Raw genomic sequence first — 17,129 nt, 5'->3', positions numbered from 1 at the left:
TCGAGAGGCGTGCGGCCCACACCGCGGGCAGATGGCACGCAGGAAGCCCGGACTAATAAGATGGCATTGAAATCCCCCGCGTTTCGTAAAAAATTTCCGTTGTTGGTTACCGGCAGTCTGCTGGCCCTGCAACCCCTAGCCACTTCCTACGTGGTCGCCGCGGAACAGTATGACTGCTCAGTCTCTGCTTCGGGTGCCTGGGACTGTGCGCCCAAGTCGCCGGCAGCTGCATTGCCGCCGCGACCCGTCCATGACGGCAGCGCAACAGTCACCGCGAACGGCGAAGCTCCGGCCCAGAACGGCTCCAGTGAAGACACTGGCGCCAAGCCTGTGCTCGTCACCGAGTCCAAGGGCCGCGGCCTGAAGTCGCGTAGCGCAGACTACAGTCACCTCGACTGGGTTCCGCGTGAGAACCTCACTGCTGCGCAGTTGGCCGAAACCGGTCCTTACTGCTCTGGTTCCTATATCGAACCAATTCGTCCTGGCATGAATGACAAGACGAATAAAAGTGACGCTCCGACCTTTATCGGCGCGAAGGCTTCCCGCTATAACACCGAAGATCAGGTCGGCACGCTGGCCGGTGACGTCGTCATGCGCCAAGGCAGCATGCAGGTCGAAGCCGACGAAGCGAGCCTGTACCAGGCCGAGAGCCGTGGCGAACTGAACGGCAACGTCCGGGTTCGCGACAATGGCGCGCTGATCGTGGGCGACCACGCAGAAGTGCAACTCGACACAGGTGAAGCCAAGGTTGATAACGCCGAATACGTGATGCACAAATCCCGTATCCGCGGTAACGCGCTGTACGCCAAACGTGCCGAAAACGCGATCATCCGCCTCAAGGATGGTACGTACACCACGTGCGAGCCGAACAGCAATGCCTGGCAGCTCAAGGGCAACAACATCACCTTGAACCCGGCCACCGGTTTCGGTACCGCGACCAACGTGACGCTGCGAGTCAAGGACATTCCGGTCCTGTACACGCCGTACATCTACTTCCCGATCGACGACCGTCGCCAATCCGGTTTCCTGCCGCCGACCATCGGCACGGGCAGCGATACCGGCTTCCTGCTGGTCACGCCGTACTACTTCAACCTGGCACCGAACTACGACGCCACGTTGTACCCGCGCTACATGAGCAAGCGTGGCTTGTTGATGGAAGGCGAGTTCCGTTACCTGACCAAGTCCAGCGAAGGTCAGTTCGGCGCCGCGTACCTCAACGACGACAATACCGATCGCAGCAAGCAGACCGACTACGAAAAAACCCGCTACATGTACAACTGGCAGCACAAGGGTGGCCTCGACTCGCGTGTGCTCACGCAGGTCGATTACACCAAGATCAGCGATCCGTATTACTTCCAGGATCTGCAGACTGACCAGATTGGCGTGAAAAGTGCCGATTACGTAAATCAGCAGGGTTCCGTCACGTACCGTGGCGATAACTACACCGCTGCGGTAAATGCCCAGGCTTATCAGCTGGCAACCGTTTCGAACATCACGCCGTACAACCGCTTGCCGCAGATCACCTTCAATGGTGCGCTGCCGTATCATCCAAACGGTCTGAATTTCTCGTACAACACCGAACTCGTGCGGTTTGACCGGGATCTGGAAAACGGCAACTTCAGCGACGAAGACGGCAACATCACTCCTCGCCTGGACAACAACATTCAAGGCCTGGCCCGCGCCACCGGTGACCGCCTCAACCTGGCACCGGCCGTCAGCCTGCCATTGAACTGGACGTATGGCTTCCTGAAGCCAACGCTCAAGTATCAATACACACAGTATGACCTGGACCTGGATGGCACTGGCAAAAGCCAGATTGCTGCTCAAGGTGCTGAAGGCGACCGTCTGAACGGCACCTACGATCGCAACCAGAACCGTGGCGTACCCATCGCCAGCATCGACAGCGGACTGTATTTCGATCGCAATACCCAATGGTTCGGCAAGAACTATCGCCAGACCCTGGAACCTCGCCTGTACTATCTCTATGTGCCTGAGAAAGACCAGGCCGACATTCCGGTGTTCGATACCAGCGAGTACACGTTCAACTACGCGTCACTGTTCCGTGACAACCGCTTCTCTGGCTCCGACCGCGTCGGTGACGAGAACAAGCTGTCCCTGGGCGTGACCAACCGCTGGATCGAAGACGACGGTTTCGAGCGTCAACGCATCAGCGTCGGCCAAGCGGTGTACTTCAAGAATCGTGAAGTCCAGCTGCCAGGTATCGACGTCAAGGATCGCGACGACGCAAGGTCCAAGGTTTCGCCTTACGCACTGGAATACGAATATCGCTGGAACCGCGATTGGCGCACCACGGCCGACTACAACTGGGATCCGGACAGCCGCAGTCCGCGTTCGGGTAGCGCGATGTTCCACTACCAGCCTGAAGACAACCCGAACAAGGTCATCAACGCCGGTTATCGCTATCGCAATGATCAGGTCCGCTTCGACCAGAACACTGGTAAATGGACTGTAGGCGGCGGCGACCTGGGTGTTGAAGGCCAGCCTGGTTTCGTGAAGGATTACTACAAAATTCAACAGCACGACTTCTCGGTAATCTGGCCGATCGTGCCGCAATGGAACGCCATCAGCCGCTGGCAGTATGACTACAACCGCAACCGGACCCTGGAAGCCTTCGGTGGTTTCGAGTACGACAACTGCTGCTGGAAACTGCGCCTGATCAACCGTTACTGGGTGGCTTATGACGAAACCAGTCAAGACGTCCAGCAAAACGAAAAAGGCGACCATGGCGTCTTCCTCCAAATTGTTCTGAAGGGACTCGGCGGCCTCACCGGCGCCAAAGTAGAGAGCTTCCTCGACAAAGGCATTCAAGGTTATCGTGAACGTGAAGACCAAGCTTTCTGATTGTCTGCGCCCGCTAGTGCTGGGCGCGCTGTTCCTGGGTACCGCGGCTAACGCCGCGGTACAGTCCATCGATAAAGTAGTGGCGATCGTCGACAACGACGTGGTCATGCAGAGCCAACTGGACCAACGGGTCCACGAAGTTCAGCAAACCATCGCCAAACGCGGCGCTGCCGTACCGCCGACCAGCGTGCTGGATCAGCAGGTACTGGAGCGCCTGATCGTCGAAAACCTGCAATTGCAGATCGGCGAACGTTCCGGCATCCGCATTACCGATGAAGAACTGAACCAGGCCGTCGGCACCATTGCCCAGCGCAATAACATGTCGATCGATCAATTCCGCGCCGCCCTGGCTCACGATGGTCTGTCTTACGACGACGCACGTGACCAGATCCGTCGCGAGATGATCATCAGCCGTGTGCGCCAGCGTCGTGTGGCCGAGCGCATCCAGGTGTCCGAGCAGGAAGTGAAGAACTTCCTGGCTTCCGACCTGGGCAAAATGCAGCTGTCCGAAGAATTCCGTCTGGCCAACATCCTGATTCCTACGCCGGAAAGCGCCAACTCCGACGCGATTCAGGCTGCAGCCAAACAAGCGGATGCGGTTTATCAGCAACTCAAGCAAGGCGCTGACTTCGCTCAGTTGGCAATCGCCAAATCCGCCAGCGAAACCGCGCTTGAAGGCGGCGATATGGGCTTCCGCAAAGCGGCCCAATTGCCACCTCCGTTCGATCGCATGCTGAGCACCATGGCTGTTGGCGATATCACCCAGCCAATGCGCACCCCGGGCGGCTTCATTATTCTGAAGATCCTCGAGAAGCGTGGCGGCGAGACCCAGATGCGTGACGAAGTGCATGTACGTCACATCCTGGTCAAACCAAGCCCGATTCGCGACGAAGAAAAAACCAAGGCCCTGGCTCAATCGCTCTACACCCGTATCGAAGCGGGCGAAGATTTTGGCGAGCTGGCGAAAAGCTTCTCGGAAGATCCGGGTTCCGCCCTCAACGGCGGCGATCTGAACTGGATCGACCCGAACGCGTTGGTGCCTGAGTTCCGCGAAGTGATGGCCAGAACCCCACAAGGTCAGCTGTCCAAGCCGTTCAAGACCCAATATGGCTGGCACGTCCTGGAAGTCCTTGGCCGCCGCGCCACTGACAGCACCACCCAGGCCCGTGAGCAGCAAGCGATGACCGTACTGCGTAACCGCAAATACGACGAAGAGCTGCAAACCTGGTTGCGTCAGATCCGTGACGAAGCGTACGTAGAGATCAAACTCCCTGGTGCAGACCAGGCAGCGCAGTGAAACCCAAGCGTTTCGCGCTGACACCCGGCGAACCGGCCGGCATAGGTCCTGACCTGTGCCTGCTGCTCGCCTCGCAAGCCCAGCCACACCCCCTGATTGCCATTACCAGCCGCGACCTGCTCAACGAGCGGGCCGCGCAGCTGGGCGTGGTCGTCGACCTGTTGTCGGTCACCCCGGACAACTGGCCGGATGTTCCTGCACCGGCCAACAGTCTTTACGTCTGGGATACCCCGCTCAACGCCAAGGTCACCGCCGGGCAACTGGACAAGGCCAATGCGGCGTTCGTCCTGGAAACCCTGACCCGTGCCGGTCAAGGCTGCATGGACGGGGATTTCGCCGGGATGATCACCGCGCCGGTTCACAAGGGCGTGATCAATGAATCCGGGATCGCCTTTTCCGGGCACACGGAATTTCTCGCCGACCTGACCCATACCGCACAAGTGGTGATGATGCTCGCCACGCGCGGATTGCGTGTGGCCTTGGTCACCACTCACCTGCCCCTTCGCGAGATTGCCGATGCAATCACTCCGGAGCGGCTGGAGCGGGTGACGCGGATTCTGCACACCGACCTGCAAGAAAAATTCGGCATTGCTCAGCCATGCATCCTGGTCTGTGGGCTCAACCCCCACGCCGGTGAAGGCGGACACCTGGGCCATGAAGAAATTGACATCATCGAACCCACCTTAGAGCGTCTGCGCGGCGAAGGCATGGACCTGCGTGGCCCCCTGCCCGCCGACACTCTGTTTACCCCCAAATATCTGGAGCACTGCGACGCAGTGCTGGCGATGTACCACGACCAGGGCCTGCCGGTGCTGAAATACAAAGGCTTCGGCGCGGCAGTCAACGTGACCCTCGGCTTGCCGATCATCCGTACATCGGTGGACCACGGCACAGCCCTGGACCTGGCCGGTAGCGGCAAAATCGACACCGGCAGCCTGCAAGTCGCCCTGGAAACCGCCTACCAGATGGCCGAGACCCGTTTATGACCGAGCATTACCAACACAAGGCGCGCAAACGCTTTGGCCAGAACTTCCTGCACGATGCCGGCGTTATCGACCGCATTCTGCGCGCCATTCGGGCCAAGCCCGAAGACCACCTGCTGGAAATCGGCCCGGGCCAGGGCGCATTGACTCAAGGCCTGCTCAACAGCGGCGCGCAACTGGACGTGGTTGAACTGGACAAGGACCTGATCCCGATCCTCAACCAGCAATTCGCCGACAAGAGCAATTTCAACCTGCACCAGGGTGACGCGCTGAAGTTCGACTTCAACAGCCTGAATGCCGCGCCGAACAGCCTGCGTGTGGTCGGTAACCTGCCGTACAACATCTCTACGCCGCTGATTTTTCACCTGCTGAACAACGCCGGCATCATTCGTGACATGCACTTCATGCTGCAAAAGGAAGTGGTCGAGCGACTGGCGGCGGGCCCTGGCGGTGGTGACTGGGGTCGCTTGTCGATCATGGTTCAGTACCATTGCCGGGTCGAGCATCTGTTCAACGTCGGCCCGGGGGCGTTCAATCCGCCGCCGAAAGTCGACTCGGCCATCGTCCGCCTGGCGCCCCACGACGTACTGCCGCACCCGGCCAAGGACCACAAGCTGCTGGAGCGCGTCGTGCGCGAAGCCTTCAACCAGCGCCGCAAGACCCTGCGCAACACCCTCAAGTTGCTGCTGAGCAACGACGAGATCGAAGCCGCCGGTGTCGATGGCAGCCTGCGTCCCGAGCAGCTCGACCTGGCCGCTTTCGTGCGCCTGGCCGACAAGCTCAGCGAACAAGTCCTGCAGGCTCCCGCCGCCGACTGACAACCGATGAGCGTGATCGGGTAGGACGCCAGACGCGATGTCTGGTTTACTACCCGATACTTGGCCTAGACTGAATCCCATCAGCTACGCCCCGCGTCTCGCATCGTTTTTAAGGCCTCTTGCATGTCCGATCCTCGTTATCAGGTCGACGTCAGCGTCGTCACTCGCTATCTGGCAGAACAATCGCAACCCGAGCACAACCGCTTTGCCTTCGCCTACACCATCACCGTGCACAACAATGGCGAGCTACCGGCCAAACTGTTGTCACGGCACTGGGTGATCACCGACGGTGACGGTCACGTGGAAGAGGTTCGCGGTGCTGGCGTCGTGGGTTTGCAGCCGCTGATCCAGGCCGGTGAAAACCACACCTACAGCAGCGGCACGGTGATGACCACCCGGGTCGGCACCATGCAAGGCACCTACGAAATGATCGCCGACGACGGCAAGCATTTCGATGCCGTGATCGCGCCGTTCCGTCTGGCGGTGCCCGGAGCCCTGCACTGATGGCGACGTATGCCGTCGGCGACCTGCAAGGCTGCCTCGAACCGCTGCAATGCCTGCTCAAGCAAGTAGCCTTCGACCCTGCCCAGGACACACTCTGGGTCGTGGGCGATCTGGTCAACCGCGGGCCGCAGTCACTGGAAACCCTGCGCTTCCTCTACAGCATCCGCGAATCGCTGGTGTGCGTGCTCGGCAACCACGATCTGCACTTGCTGGCGGCCGGGCACAACATCGAACGCCTGAAGAAAAACGACACCCTGCGCGAAATCCTCGAAGCGCCTGATCGTGCGGAACTGCTGGAGTGGCTGCGTCAGCAAAAACTCATGCACTACGACGAACAGCGCGATATCGCCTTGGTCCATGCAGGCATACCGCCACAATGGTCGCTGCGCAAAGCCTTGAAGTGCGCCGGCGAAGTCGAAGCCGCCCTGCGTGACGACAACCTGTTCCCACCATATCTGGATGGCATGTACGGCAACGAGCCGACCAAGTGGAACAGTGACCTCACCGGCGTCGATCGACTGCGGGTGATCACCAACTATTTTACCCGCATGCGCTTCTGCACCAGCGAAGGCAAGCTCGACCTCAAGGGCAAGGAAGGCGTCGACACCGCGCCACCGGGTTACGCCCCATGGTTCAAGTACAAGGAGCGCAAGACCAAAGGCCTGAAGATCATCTTCGGCCATTGGGCAGCCCTTGAAGGCAAATGCGACGAGCCCGGCATCTTCGCCCTCGACACCGGTTGTGTCTGGGGCGGCGCCATGACACTGATGAACGTCGACACCCTTGAGCGCCTCAGTTGCAAATGCGATGAACAGGGCCACGCCCAGCCGTCAGTCGCCCCACTTACTCCCGAACAAACGTCAGCCAGCGCCCAGCGCTAGACTGCGCTTTCAGCCGAGCCACAGGAGCCCGCCATGAGCGAATTCAAACGTATCCCCCCAGAACAGGCCCAGGCCCTGCGCGAACAAGGCGCAGTGGTCGTCGATGTCCGCGATCCGCAAACTTACGCCGCGCTGCACATCGCAGGCTCCAAGCATCTGGACAACGTTTCCATCTCGGATTTCATCCGGGCCGCAGACCTGGACGCACCGACGGTCGTGGTCTGCTATCACGGCAACTCCAGCCAGAGCGCGGCGGCGTACCTGATCAGCCAGGGCTTCTCCGACGTCTACAGCATGGATGGCGGTTTTGAGCTGTGGCGCACGACTTATCCCGCGGAAACTGCGCAAGGCACTTCCGAATAATTTTTTTGTAACGTGCAAGCCCCGGCCCCCGTGGGCTCGCGCGGTGGCAGACGAACGGTCTGCCACAACTAATTACGTATCTCGCCTTTACCTCCTGAATAAGCAACTATCCTTAAGCGCAGGCCATCCAAAACAGGGGAGAGCCGGTACACCGGCGCGCGGGTCATCGGGAGTAGCTTTCGGGGGAGTCAGCTCCGAAAGAGTTCTGGGGGGTAAACAGCGACTGCATATCCAGTGGCTGCCAGCATCGACTGAATGATCCGGCGTCGGCTCCACGTATCGAGCGAGGTGACGTCATGAGTATCTTTAGCCACTTCCAACAACGCTTCGAGTCCACACGCCAGGAAGAACTCTCACTACAAGAGTATCTGGAGCTGTGTAAAAAGGACCGCAGCGCCTACGTTTCCGCCGCCGAGCGTTTGCTGCTGGCCATCGGAGAACCGGAGCTGCTCGACACCTCGGCCAACTCGAGACTGTCGCGAATCTTTTCCAACAAGGTGATCCGCCGCTATCCGGCCTTTGAAGACTTCCACGGGATGGAAGAATGCATCGACCAGATCGTGTCGTATTTCCGCCACGCAGCCCAAGGCCTGGAAGAGAAGAAACAAATTCTCTACCTGCTCGGCCCCGTCGGCGGCGGTAAGTCATCCCTGGCCGAGAAGCTCAAACAGCTGATCGAGAAAGTGCCCTTCTACGCGATCAAGGGCTCCCCGGTATTCGAATCGCCCCTGGGTCTGTTCAACGCCACTGAAGATGGCGCGATCCTCGAGGAAGACTTCGGCATTCCACGGCGTTACGTGAACACCATCATGTCGCCATGGGCGACCAAACGCCTGGCCGAATTTGGCGGCGACATCAGTCAATTCCGGGTGGTGAAACTCTATCCGTCGATCCTCAACCAGATCGCCGTGGCCAAGACCGAACCTGGAGATGAAAACAACCAGGACATCTCGGCACTGGTGGGTAAGGTCGATATCCGCAAACTGGAAGAATTCCCGCAAAATGACGCCGACGCCTACAGCTACTCGGGTGCTCTGTGCCGGGCCAACCAGGGCCTGATGGAATTCGTCGAAATGTTCAAGGCGCCGATCAAGGTGCTGCACCCATTGCTGACGGCCACCCAGGAAGGCAACTACAACAGTACCGAAGGCCTGGGCGCGATTCCGTTCACCGGGATCCTGCTGGCTCACTCCAACGAATCGGAGTGGCACACCTTCCGCAACAACAAGAACAACGAAGCGTTCATCGACCGGATCTACATCGTCAAAGTGCCGTACTGCCTGCGGGTCAGTGACGAAGTGAAGATCTACGACAAACTGCTGTTCAACAGCTCGTTGGCCAAGGCTCATTGCGCGCCCGACACCTTGAAAATGCTCGCCCAGTTCACCGTGCTCTCGCGTCTCAAAGAGCCGGAAAACTCGAACATCTACTCCAAGATGCGCGTGTATGACGGCGAGAATCTCAAGGACACCGATCCGAAAGCCAAGTCGATCCAGGAATACCGCGATAACGCCGGCGTGGATGAAGGCATGAACGGTCTGTCGACCCGGTTCGCGTTCAAGATCTTGTCGAAGGTCTTCAACTTCGACCCGCACGAAATCGCCGCCAACCCGGTGCACCTGCTCTACGTGCTGGAACAACAGATCGAACAGGAACAATTCCAGGCCGAGACCCGCGAACGCTACCTGCGTTTCCTCAAGGAATACCTGGCGCCGCGTTATATCGAGTTCATCGGCAAGGAAATCCAGACCGCCTACCTCGAGTCTTACAGCGAGTACGGCCAGAACATCTTCGATCGCTACGTGCTGTACGCCGACTTCTGGATCCAGGACCAGGAATACCGCGACCCGGAAACCGGCGAAATCCTCAACCGCGTAGCCCTGAACGAAGAACTGGAGAAAATCGAAAAACCGGCCGGTATCAGCAATCCGAAGGATTTCCGCAACGAAATCGTCAACTTCGTACTGCGCGCCCGGGCCAACAACAACGGCAAGAACCCGACCTGGCTCAGCTACGAAAAACTGCGGGTGGTCATCGAGAAGAAAATGTTCTCCAACACCGAGGACCTGCTGCCGGTCATCAGCTTCAATGCCAAGGCCAGCAAAGAGGACCAACAGAAGCACAACGACTTCGTCACAAGGATGGTCGAGCGCGGCTACACCGACAAACAGGTACGACTGCTGTCCGAGTGGTATCTGCGGGTCAGAAAATCACAGTAACCCGCTGCCGGTCAGACCGGTTGTCGTCAGCCAGGGGCCTGTGCACGGTTTTTCTGTTACACAGACCTCTGGAAGGTGTTCGAAAGTCGGTAACGAGGTTCATGCAGCATCCATAAGCGCTTGGGGGAGCGTGATCATCCCTTCGCTCGGTCGATGCTGCAAAACCGCTCGCCCCTTTCAGGACAGCTTCTAAGGAGCAGTCATGAGCTATGTGATCGACCGACGTCTCAATGGCAAGAACAAGAGCACGGTGAACCGCCAGCGGTTCCTGCGGCGTTACCGTGATCACATCAAAAAGGCCGTCGAAGAGGCGGTCAGCCGGCGTTCCATTACCGATATGGAACATGGCGAACAAATCAGCATTCCCGGCCGTGACATCGACGAGCCGGTGCTTCACCACGGCCGCGGTGGCAAGCAGACCGTCGTGCACCCCGGCAACAAGGAATTCACCAGCGGCGAGCACATTGCCCGGCCACCCGGAGGTGGTGGCGGCAGAGGTCCCGGCAAGGCCGGCAACTCTGGCGAAGGGATGGATGAGTTTGTCTTCCAGATCACTCAGGAGGAATTCCTCGAATTCATGTTCGAGGACCTCGAACTGCCGAACCTGGTCAAACGCAACCTGACCGGTACCGACACCTTCAAGACCGTTCGTGCGGGCATCAGCAACGAGGGCAACCCGTCGCGGATCAACATCATCCGCACCCTGCGCTCAGCCCACGCCCGGCGCATCGCCCTGTCCGGCAGCAGCCGTGCGCGGCTGCGGGACGCCAAGGAAGAACTGGCCCGACTTAAACGGGAAGAACCGGACAACTTCGGCGATATCCAGGAAATCGAAGCGGAAATCGAGAAACTCAGCGCGCGAATTCACCGTGTGCCATTCCTCGACACCTTCGACCTCAAGTACAACTTGCTCATCAAGCAGCCCAACCCCAGCTCCAAAGCGGTGATGTTCTGCCTGATGGACGTATCCGGCTCGATGACCCAGGCGACCAAGGACATCGCCAAGCGCTTCTTCATCTTGCTGTACCTGTTTCTCAAGCGTAACTACGACAAGATTGACGTCGTGTTCATCCGCCACCACACCAGCGCCCGCGAAGTGGACGAGGAAGAGTTTTTCTACTCACGGGAAACCGGCGGCACCATCGTTTCCAGCGCCTTGAAACTGATGCAGGAGATCATGGCCGAGCGTTATCCGAGCAACGAATGGAACATCTACGCGGCCCAGGCTTCCGACGGCGACAACTGGAACGACGACTCGCCGATCTGCCGCGACATCCTGATCAACCAGATCATGCCGTTTGTGCAGTACTACACTTACGTTGAGATCACCCCACGCGAACACCAGGCATTGTGGTTCGAATACGAACGCATCGCCGAAGCCTTCTCTGACACTTTTGCCCAGCAGCAACTGGTCTCGGCCGGGGATATCTATCCGGTCTTCCGTGAACTCTTCCAGCGCAGGTTAGTGACATGACCGCCAAAGAGCAGAAGCGCCAACCCATTTCCACCGGCTCCGAATGGACATTCGAGCTGATCCAGGCTTATGACAAGGAAATCAGTCGCCTGGCGGCCCGTTATGCCCTGGATACGTACCCCAACCAGATCGAAGTGATCACCGCCGAGCAGATGATGGACGCCTACGCCTCCGTCGGTATGCCCCTGGGTTATCACCATTGGTCCTACGGCAAACACTTCCTCAGCACCGAAAAATCCTACACCCGCGGGCAGATGGGCCTGGCTTACGAGATCGTCATCAACTCTGACCCGTGCATCGCCTACCTGATGGAAGAGAACACCATCTGCATGCAGGCGCTGGTAGTGGCGCATGCCTGCTATGGCCACAACAGCTTCTTCAAGGGCAATTACCTGTTCCGCACCTGGACCGACGCCAGTTCGATCATCGATTACCTGGTGTTCGCCAAGCAGTACATCATGCAGTGCGAAGAGCGCCACGGCATCGACGCGGTGGAAGACTTGCTCGACTCCTGCCACGCGCTGATGAACTACGGCGTTGACCGTTACAAACGTCCATATCCGATTTCGGCCGAAGAAGAACGTCGTCGGCAGAAGGATCGGGAAGAGCATCTGCAGAAACAGATCAACGACCTGTGGCGCACCATTCCAAAAGGTGCGGACAAGTACAGCGACAAGGACAATGCACGCTTCCCCGCCGAACCGCAGGAAAACATCCTGTACTTCATCGAAAAACACGCGCCGCTGCTGGAGCCTTGGCAGCGGGAAATCGTGCGAATCGTGCGCAAGATCGCACAGTATTTCTACCCGCAACGCCAGACCCAGGTGATGAACGAAGGTTGGGCGACGTTCTGGCACTACACGCTGATGAACGACCTGTACGACGAAGGCCTGGTCACCGACGGCTTCATGATGGAGTTCCTGACGTCCCACACCAGCGTCGTCATGCAACCAGGCTTCGACAGCCCTTACTACAGCGGCATCAACCCCTACGCCCTGGGCTTTGCGATGTACCGGGACATCCGGCGCATGTGCGAGCACCCAACGGAAGAGGATTACCGCTGGTTCCCGGAAATCGCCGGCACCGATTGGTTGTCGACCATCAAGTTCGCGATGAGCAGCTTCAAGGATGAGAGTTTCATCCTGCAGTACCTGTCGCCTCAGGTGATTCGCGACCTGAAGCTGTTCAGCATTCTCGATGACGATCAGAAGGATGACCTACTGGTCCCCGCCATTCACGACGAGCCCGGCTACCGGACCATCCGTGAAACCCTGGCGGCCCAGTACAACCTGGGCAATCGCGAACCCAACGTGCAGATCTACAGCATTGATCGACGTGGCGACCGTTCATTGACCTTGCGTCATCAGCAACACGACCGCAAGCCACTGGGAGAATCTACCGAGGAAGTGCTCAAGCACCTGCATCGGCTGTGGGGCTTCGACATCCACTTGGAAACCCTGCAAGGCGACCAGGTGATGAAAGTCCATCACGTACCGCCCAGAAGTGAACACGCCGAGGGGGATTACGGCCGGCTCGACTTGGCTGTCATTCACCTTTGATTTGGTTTCTGCCTCCGGAAGTTCGACGCAACGGTTATTCTGTCGAGCTAACGGAGGTTTTTTATGCAGATTTATAAAGTTGGCGGCGCCGTACGCGATCGCCTGCTGGGCAAGCCTGTCACCGATATCGACTGGGTCGTGGTAGGCGCCACCACCGAAGAAATGCTCGCCAAGGGTTTTCGCCCGGTGGGCTCGGACTTCCCGGTGTTTCTTCACCCAAAAAGCGGTGAGGAATACGCCCTGGCCCGGACCGAACGCAAAAGCGGACGCGGTTACGGCGGCTTCACCTTCCACGCCAGCCCTGAAGTCACTCTCGAAGAAGACTTGATCCGCCGCGACCTGACGATCAACGCCATGGCCGAGGATGATCAACAGAACCTGACCGACCCTTACCATGGTCAACGCGATCTCGAAGCGCGCATTCTTCGCCACGTTTCCCCCGCGTTCGCCGAAGATCCGCTCCGGGTGCTGCGTGTTGCGCGCTTCGCCGCGCGTTATGCAACGCTGGGTTTCACCGTCGCACCGGAGACTCTGGAGCTGATGCGTCAGCTCAGCGACTCCGGCGAACTGGAGGCCCTAACCGCTGAACGCAGCTGGAAGGAAATTTCCCGCGCCCTGATGGAAGATCAGCCACAGGTCTTCATCGAAGTCCTGCGTGCGTGCGGCGCACTCAAAGTGCTGATGCCAGAGGTCGACGCGCTGTTCGGCGTCCCGCAACCGGAAGCCCATCACCCGGAAATCGATACCGGCGTGCACACCTTGAGCGTGCTGGAACAAGCGGCGCTGCACAAACAACCGCTAACAGTGCGCTGGGCGTGTTTGCTGCATGACTTGGGTAAAGGCCTGACACCCGAGGAGGAATGGCCGCGACACATTGCCCATGAGCACAAGGGGCTGAAGCTGATCAAAGCGGTCAACGAACGGTTCAAGGCGCCGAAGGATTGTCAGGAACTGGCATTGCTGGTCGGCCAATATCACACCCACGGACACCGAGCCCTGGAGCTGAAGCCGTCGACGTTGCTGGAGTTGCTGCAGAGTTTTGACGTCTATCGGCGACCGCAGCGGTTTGAGGAGTTTATTGCGGCGTGTGAGATGGATGCCCGCGGGCGCAAGGGGCTGGAGCAACGAAGTTATCCACAGGCGGATTATTTGCGCGGGGCGGCTTCAGCGGCACGAGGCGTTGCCGTGCAGCCGTTGCTGGAGAAGGGTTTTAAAGGGCCGGAGCTGGGTGAGGCGATCAAGCGGGAGCGGCTTAAGGCGTTGAAGGCCTATAAAGAATCGGCGCCTGCCTGAAAAGCTTCGCGGGCAAGCCTCGCTCCTACAGGGATCAGCGAACATCCTGTAGGAGCGAGGCTTGCCCGCGAAGGCGTCATCCGCCTCACAACAAACTCGAAGGGGTCAACTGCTCCCCACGCCACTCAAACGCCACTGGCGCCAACACCTGATCAATCTGTGCTTCAGCCCACAAGGTCGCAAAGCTTTTGCCTACGCCCGGATGCACTCTGTCCGGCGCAATCAGCGACAACGGCCACAGCACGAAGGCATTTTTCAGGATTTCTGCCCGGGGCAGGATCAATCCATCGAAGTTGCCCACCAGATCACCGAACAACAACACGTCGATATCCAGAGGCAAACCCTTGCGATCCGGCGCGTAACGGCCGTTGTCCGCCTCGATGAATTTCAGCCGCCGATCGAGTTCCACCAGTGGCAGGTCAGTGAATGCCGACACCACGAAATTGAAGAACGGACCACTCTTGATCCCCACCGGCTGGCTTTCAAACACCGCCGAGCAGCGGATATCCACCAGAAAACCTGCCAGGGCTTCCAGGCCAGCCTGCAAATGGGCTTCGCGCTCGATATTGCTACCGAGCCCGAGGTAAACCTGAGTCAGCGACATCCGCGCTCGATCTCCACGCCCACGCCACCGGTGGCCGCCGGCACAGCACCCGGCTTGGTCAGTTTGAGGCGCATCCAGGTGATTTTGAATTCGCTCATCAACACTTCAACCAAACGTTCGGCAAAGGTCTCGACCAGTTGAAACTGCGCCTGCTCGGCGAACGCCTGGATACGCGACGAAACGCTCGCATAATCGAGCGCCAGGGTCAGGTCATCGCCAGCCGCTGCCGGGCGATTGTCCCAGGCGAAGCTCAGGTCCAGTCGCAGACATTGGCGGATGCCTCGTTCCCAGTCATAGGCACCAATCACGGTGTCAACTTCCAGGCCCTCGATAAACACTCTGTCCAAGCACTTTTCTCCGCTGCACGACAAGGGCGCAATGCGCCGTTAGAATCAGGGCGTCCTCGCCCGGAATAGTTAGCATGTTTTGGTTATTGGCGACCTTCGCCTACCTGCTCGGCTCTCTGTCCTTCGCCATTTTGCTCAGCCGCCTGACCGGTAACCCGGATCCGCGAATGAGTGGCTCGGGCAATGCCGGCGCCACCAACATGTTGCGCCTGGTCGGCAAGAAACTCGCCGTCCTGACCTTGCTCGGCGACCTGTGCAAAGGCTTGTTACCCGTACTGATCGCCGCTGTTGCCGGCCTTTCGCTACAAGAACAGGCCTGGATCGGCGTTTATGCCGTCATCGGCCACCTGTTCCCAATTTACTTCCGCTTTCGCGGCGGCAAAGGTGTCGCCACCGCCGCCGGCATGTTGCTGGGCCTGTACCCGCCAGCGGCCTTGCTGGCGGTCTGCGCCTGGCTGCTGACGTTCTACCTGACCCGCACCAGCTCACTGGCGGCGCTGATCGCGACACCGCTGACCCTGCCATTGCTCGCCTGGCAAGAGCCAGCGGCATTGCTACCCATGAGCGCGCTCACGGCGCTGATCGTCTGGCGGCATCGCGGCAATCTACGCGACCTGTTTGCAGGGCGCGAACGGCATTTTTAAATACCGCACATGAGCGCCGCTCATTACAGCGCGGTCAACTGCTCCATCGGCCAGCGCGCCTGCACGCTGATCGCAAGGCTTTCGTGCTGACCCGCCTGCAAACGCTGACAACCGGCAAACGCAATCATCGCGCCGTTATCGGTGCAGAACTCGGGACGCGCATAAAACACGTCGCCCTTCATGTCACCGAGCATTTTTTCCAGTGAAGTGCGCAAAGCCTTGTTGGCGCTAACGCCCCCAGCAATCACCAGACGCTTCATGCCGGCCGCTTTCAGGGCGCGCTTGCACTTGATGGTCAAAGTCTCCACCACGGCTTGCTGGAACGCCAGCGAGATGTCGCAACGGGCTTGCTCGCTGTCGTCCCCGGCGCTGACGCATTGCTGCCAGGTGTTCAGGGCAAAGGTTTTCAAGCCGCTGAAGCTGAAAGCCAGGCCCGGACGGTCGCACATCGGGCGCGGGAACGTGAAACGCCCTGCAACCCCTTGCTCCGCCAGGCGCGCGATTTCCGGACCACCCGGATAATTGAGGCCCATCATCTTCGCGGTCTTGTCGAACGCTTCACCGGCGGCATCGTCGAGGGTCTCGCCCAACAACGTGTATTGGCCGATCCCGTCGACCTGAACCAGCTGCGTATGACCGCCCGACACCAACAAAGCGACGAACGGGAATTCCGGCGGTTGCGACTCCAGCATCGGCGCCAGCAAGTGACCTTCCATGTGGTGCACGCCGAGGGCCGGAATGCCCCAGGCAAAGGCCAGCGCCTGGGCGCAGGAAGCCCCCACCAGCAGCGCCCCAACCAGGCCGGGGCCGGCGGTATAAGCGATGGCGTCGATCTCGGTCGGCACGCAGCCAGCTTCCGCCAACACCTGACGAATCAAGGGCAGCATACGTTTGACGTGATCACGCGAGGCCAGCTCCGGCACCACACCGCCATAGGCGCGATGCAGGTCGATCTGGCTGAACAGCGCGTCGGCCAGCAAGCCGCGTTCACTGTCATATAATGCGACACCGGTTTCGTCGCAGGAGGTTTCTAATCCCAGTACTAGCATGGGTTTGCGCCTTGTTTAGGCTAGATTCGAAGGCGCGCATAATAGTCGCCATGGGATGCCCCGACTAGCGGTTTTCGATCAGAGGCTTTGCATTCCGGTCGATGAGGAGTTAACATCCGCAACCCTTAAAAACCGACGTCTTCAAGTGCTCTTTTGCCGCGAGGATGTTGACCCCGGTAATGAATGAAGGTAGCTCTGGATGCCAGCCGTAAAAGTAAAAGAGAACGAACCC

15 protein-coding genes are annotated in these 17,129 nt (G+C 59.1%); 12 read left to right on the top strand and 3 right to left on the bottom strand.

The genetic code is table 11. The features are described 5' to 3' along the window. The first annotated feature begins 60 nt into the window (after positions 1–60). The 11 genes from ACIOYV_RS31535 to ACIOYV_RS31485 all read left to right on the top strand — a co-directional run bounded on the left by ACIOYV_RS31535 (position 61) and on the right by ACIOYV_RS31485 (position 14,253). Positions 61–2,862 carry an LPS-assembly protein LptD gene (locus ACIOYV_RS31535; protein WP_401330152.1) on the top strand — a complete coding sequence of 934 codons (2,802 nt, stop codon included), beginning with the start codon at positions 61–63 and terminating at the stop codon, positions 2,860–2,862. Further along, a complete protein-coding gene (gene surA / locus ACIOYV_RS31530) occupies positions 2,843–4,159 on the top strand; it encodes a peptidylprolyl isomerase SurA (protein ID WP_054616825.1) in 1,317 nt (438 codons plus the stop codon). The genes ACIOYV_RS31535 and surA overlap by 20 nt, the downstream gene beginning before the upstream one ends. After that, entirely contained in the window at positions 4,156–5,145 is a 990-nt protein-coding gene (pdxA, locus tag ACIOYV_RS31525) for a 4-hydroxythreonine-4-phosphate dehydrogenase PdxA (protein ID WP_401330149.1), read from the top strand. The genes surA and pdxA overlap by 4 nt, the downstream gene beginning before the upstream one ends. Continuing rightward, complete coding sequence (rsmA, locus tag ACIOYV_RS31520; RefSeq protein WP_401330146.1) at positions 5,142–5,960, top strand: 16S rRNA (adenine(1518)-N(6)/adenine(1519)-N(6))-dimethyltransferase RsmA; 819 nt, start codon at positions 5,142–5,144, stop codon at positions 5,958–5,960. The genes pdxA and rsmA overlap by 4 nt, the downstream gene beginning before the upstream one ends. A 123-nt stretch (positions 5,961–6,083) precedes the next feature. After that, a complete protein-coding gene (gene apaG, locus ACIOYV_RS31515; RefSeq protein WP_054044140.1) occupies positions 6,084–6,464 on the top strand; it encodes a Co2+/Mg2+ efflux protein ApaG in 381 nt (126 codons plus the stop codon). After that, the gene (locus tag ACIOYV_RS31510) at positions 6,464–7,345 is read left to right on the top strand and encodes a symmetrical bis(5'-nucleosyl)-tetraphosphatase (RefSeq protein WP_401330142.1); all 882 of its coding nucleotides are present in this window, start codon (positions 6,464–6,466) and stop codon (positions 7,343–7,345) included. The genes apaG and ACIOYV_RS31510 overlap by 1 nt, the downstream gene beginning before the upstream one ends. Positions 7,346–7,378: 33 nt before the next feature. Beyond that, the gene (glpE, locus tag ACIOYV_RS31505; RefSeq protein ID WP_054044142.1) at positions 7,379–7,708 is read left to right on the top strand and encodes a thiosulfate sulfurtransferase GlpE; all 330 of its coding nucleotides are present in this window, start codon (positions 7,379–7,381) and stop codon (positions 7,706–7,708) included. A gap of 296 nt (positions 7,709–8,004) precedes the next feature. Beyond that, positions 8,005–9,927, top strand: coding sequence for a PrkA family serine protein kinase (locus ACIOYV_RS31500; protein ID WP_054044143.1), 1,923 nt, complete (start codon positions 8,005–8,007; stop codon positions 9,925–9,927). Positions 9,928–10,129: 202 nt separating this feature from the next. Continuing rightward, positions 10,130–11,401 (top strand): YeaH/YhbH family protein, encoded by a 1,272-nt coding sequence (locus ACIOYV_RS31495; RefSeq protein WP_054616829.1) that lies wholly within the window; start codon positions 10,130–10,132, stop codon positions 11,399–11,401. Next, positions 11,398–12,960: a SpoVR family protein gene (locus ACIOYV_RS31490; protein ID WP_054044145.1), complete on the top strand. Its 1,563-nt coding sequence runs from the start codon at positions 11,398–11,400 to the stop codon at positions 12,958–12,960. The genes ACIOYV_RS31495 and ACIOYV_RS31490 overlap by 4 nt, the downstream gene beginning before the upstream one ends. A gap of 63 nt (positions 12,961–13,023) precedes the next feature. Next, positions 13,024–14,253, top strand: coding sequence for a multifunctional CCA addition/repair protein (locus ACIOYV_RS31485; protein WP_401330138.1), 1,230 nt, complete (start codon positions 13,024–13,026; stop codon positions 14,251–14,253). Positions 14,254–14,338: 85 nt separating this feature from the next. On the opposite strand, the gene folK is transcribed toward ACIOYV_RS31485, so the two are convergent. Together folK and folB are read right to left on the bottom strand one after the other, a co-directional pair. Further along, positions 14,339–14,857 carry a 2-amino-4-hydroxy-6-hydroxymethyldihydropteridine diphosphokinase gene (gene folK, locus ACIOYV_RS31480; RefSeq protein ID WP_401330135.1) on the bottom strand — a complete coding sequence of 173 codons (519 nt, stop codon included), beginning with the start codon at positions 14,855–14,857 and terminating at the stop codon, positions 14,339–14,341. Next, complete coding sequence (gene folB, locus ACIOYV_RS31475; RefSeq protein ID WP_008051601.1) at positions 14,848–15,204, bottom strand: dihydroneopterin aldolase; 357 nt, start codon at positions 15,202–15,204, stop codon at positions 14,848–14,850. The genes folK and folB overlap by 10 nt, the downstream gene beginning before the upstream one ends. Positions 15,205–15,278: 74 nt before the next feature. Here folB and plsY point away from each other — a divergent pair, with 74 nt between their 5' ends. Continuing rightward, entirely contained in the window at positions 15,279–15,848 is a 570-nt protein-coding gene (plsY, locus tag ACIOYV_RS31470; protein ID WP_054044148.1) for a glycerol-3-phosphate 1-O-acyltransferase PlsY, read from the top strand. Between the two features lie 23 nt (positions 15,849–15,871). On the opposite strand, the gene tsaD is transcribed toward plsY, so the two are convergent. Further along, positions 15,872–16,897 carry a tRNA (adenosine(37)-N6)-threonylcarbamoyltransferase complex transferase subunit TsaD gene (gene tsaD, locus ACIOYV_RS31465; RefSeq protein WP_401330130.1) on the bottom strand — a complete coding sequence of 342 codons (1,026 nt, stop codon included), beginning with the start codon at positions 16,895–16,897 and terminating at the stop codon, positions 15,872–15,874. Between the last annotated feature and the right edge of the window lie 232 nt (positions 16,898–17,129).

Source organism: Pseudomonas sp. NPDC087342, from assembly GCF_044744265.1.
Taxonomy (GTDB): domain Bacteria; phylum Pseudomonadota; class Gammaproteobacteria; order Pseudomonadales; family Pseudomonadaceae; genus Aquipseudomonas; species Aquipseudomonas nunensis.
This window is presented reverse-complemented; position numbering and strand designations above follow the sequence as displayed.

What these genes read in the sequence shown, in the direction of transcription:
- ACIOYV_RS31495 (WP_054616829.1), top strand. Translation starts at nt 10,130, where the DNA reads ATGAGCTATGTGATCGACCGACGTCTCAATGGCAAGAACAAGAGCACG.
- tsaD (WP_401330130.1), bottom strand. Translation starts at nt 16,897, where the DNA reads ATGCTAGTACTGGGATTAGAAACCTCCTGCGACGAAACCGGTGTCGCA.
- rsmA (WP_401330146.1), top strand. Translation starts at nt 5,142, where the DNA reads ATGACCGAGCATTACCAACACAAGGCGCGCAAACGCTTTGGCCAGAAC.
- plsY (WP_054044148.1), top strand. Translation starts at nt 15,279, where the DNA reads ATGTTTTGGTTATTGGCGACCTTCGCCTACCTGCTCGGCTCTCTGTCC.
- folK (WP_401330135.1), bottom strand. Translation starts at nt 14,857, where the DNA reads ATGTCGCTGACTCAGGTTTACCTCGGGCTCGGTAGCAATATCGAGCGC.
- ACIOYV_RS31485 (WP_401330138.1), top strand. Translation starts at nt 13,024, where the DNA reads ATGCAGATTTATAAAGTTGGCGGCGCCGTACGCGATCGCCTGCTGGGC.
- ACIOYV_RS31510 (WP_401330142.1), top strand. Translation starts at nt 6,464, where the DNA reads ATGGCGACGTATGCCGTCGGCGACCTGCAAGGCTGCCTCGAACCGCTG.
- glpE (WP_054044142.1), top strand. Translation starts at nt 7,379, where the DNA reads ATGAGCGAATTCAAACGTATCCCCCCAGAACAGGCCCAGGCCCTGCGC.
- ACIOYV_RS31490 (WP_054044145.1), top strand. Translation starts at nt 11,398, where the DNA reads ATGACCGCCAAAGAGCAGAAGCGCCAACCCATTTCCACCGGCTCCGAA.
- ACIOYV_RS31535 (WP_401330152.1), top strand. Translation starts at nt 61, where the DNA reads ATGGCATTGAAATCCCCCGCGTTTCGTAAAAAATTTCCGTTGTTGGTT.
- ACIOYV_RS31500 (WP_054044143.1), top strand. Translation starts at nt 8,005, where the DNA reads ATGAGTATCTTTAGCCACTTCCAACAACGCTTCGAGTCCACACGCCAG.
- apaG (WP_054044140.1), top strand. Translation starts at nt 6,084, where the DNA reads ATGTCCGATCCTCGTTATCAGGTCGACGTCAGCGTCGTCACTCGCTAT.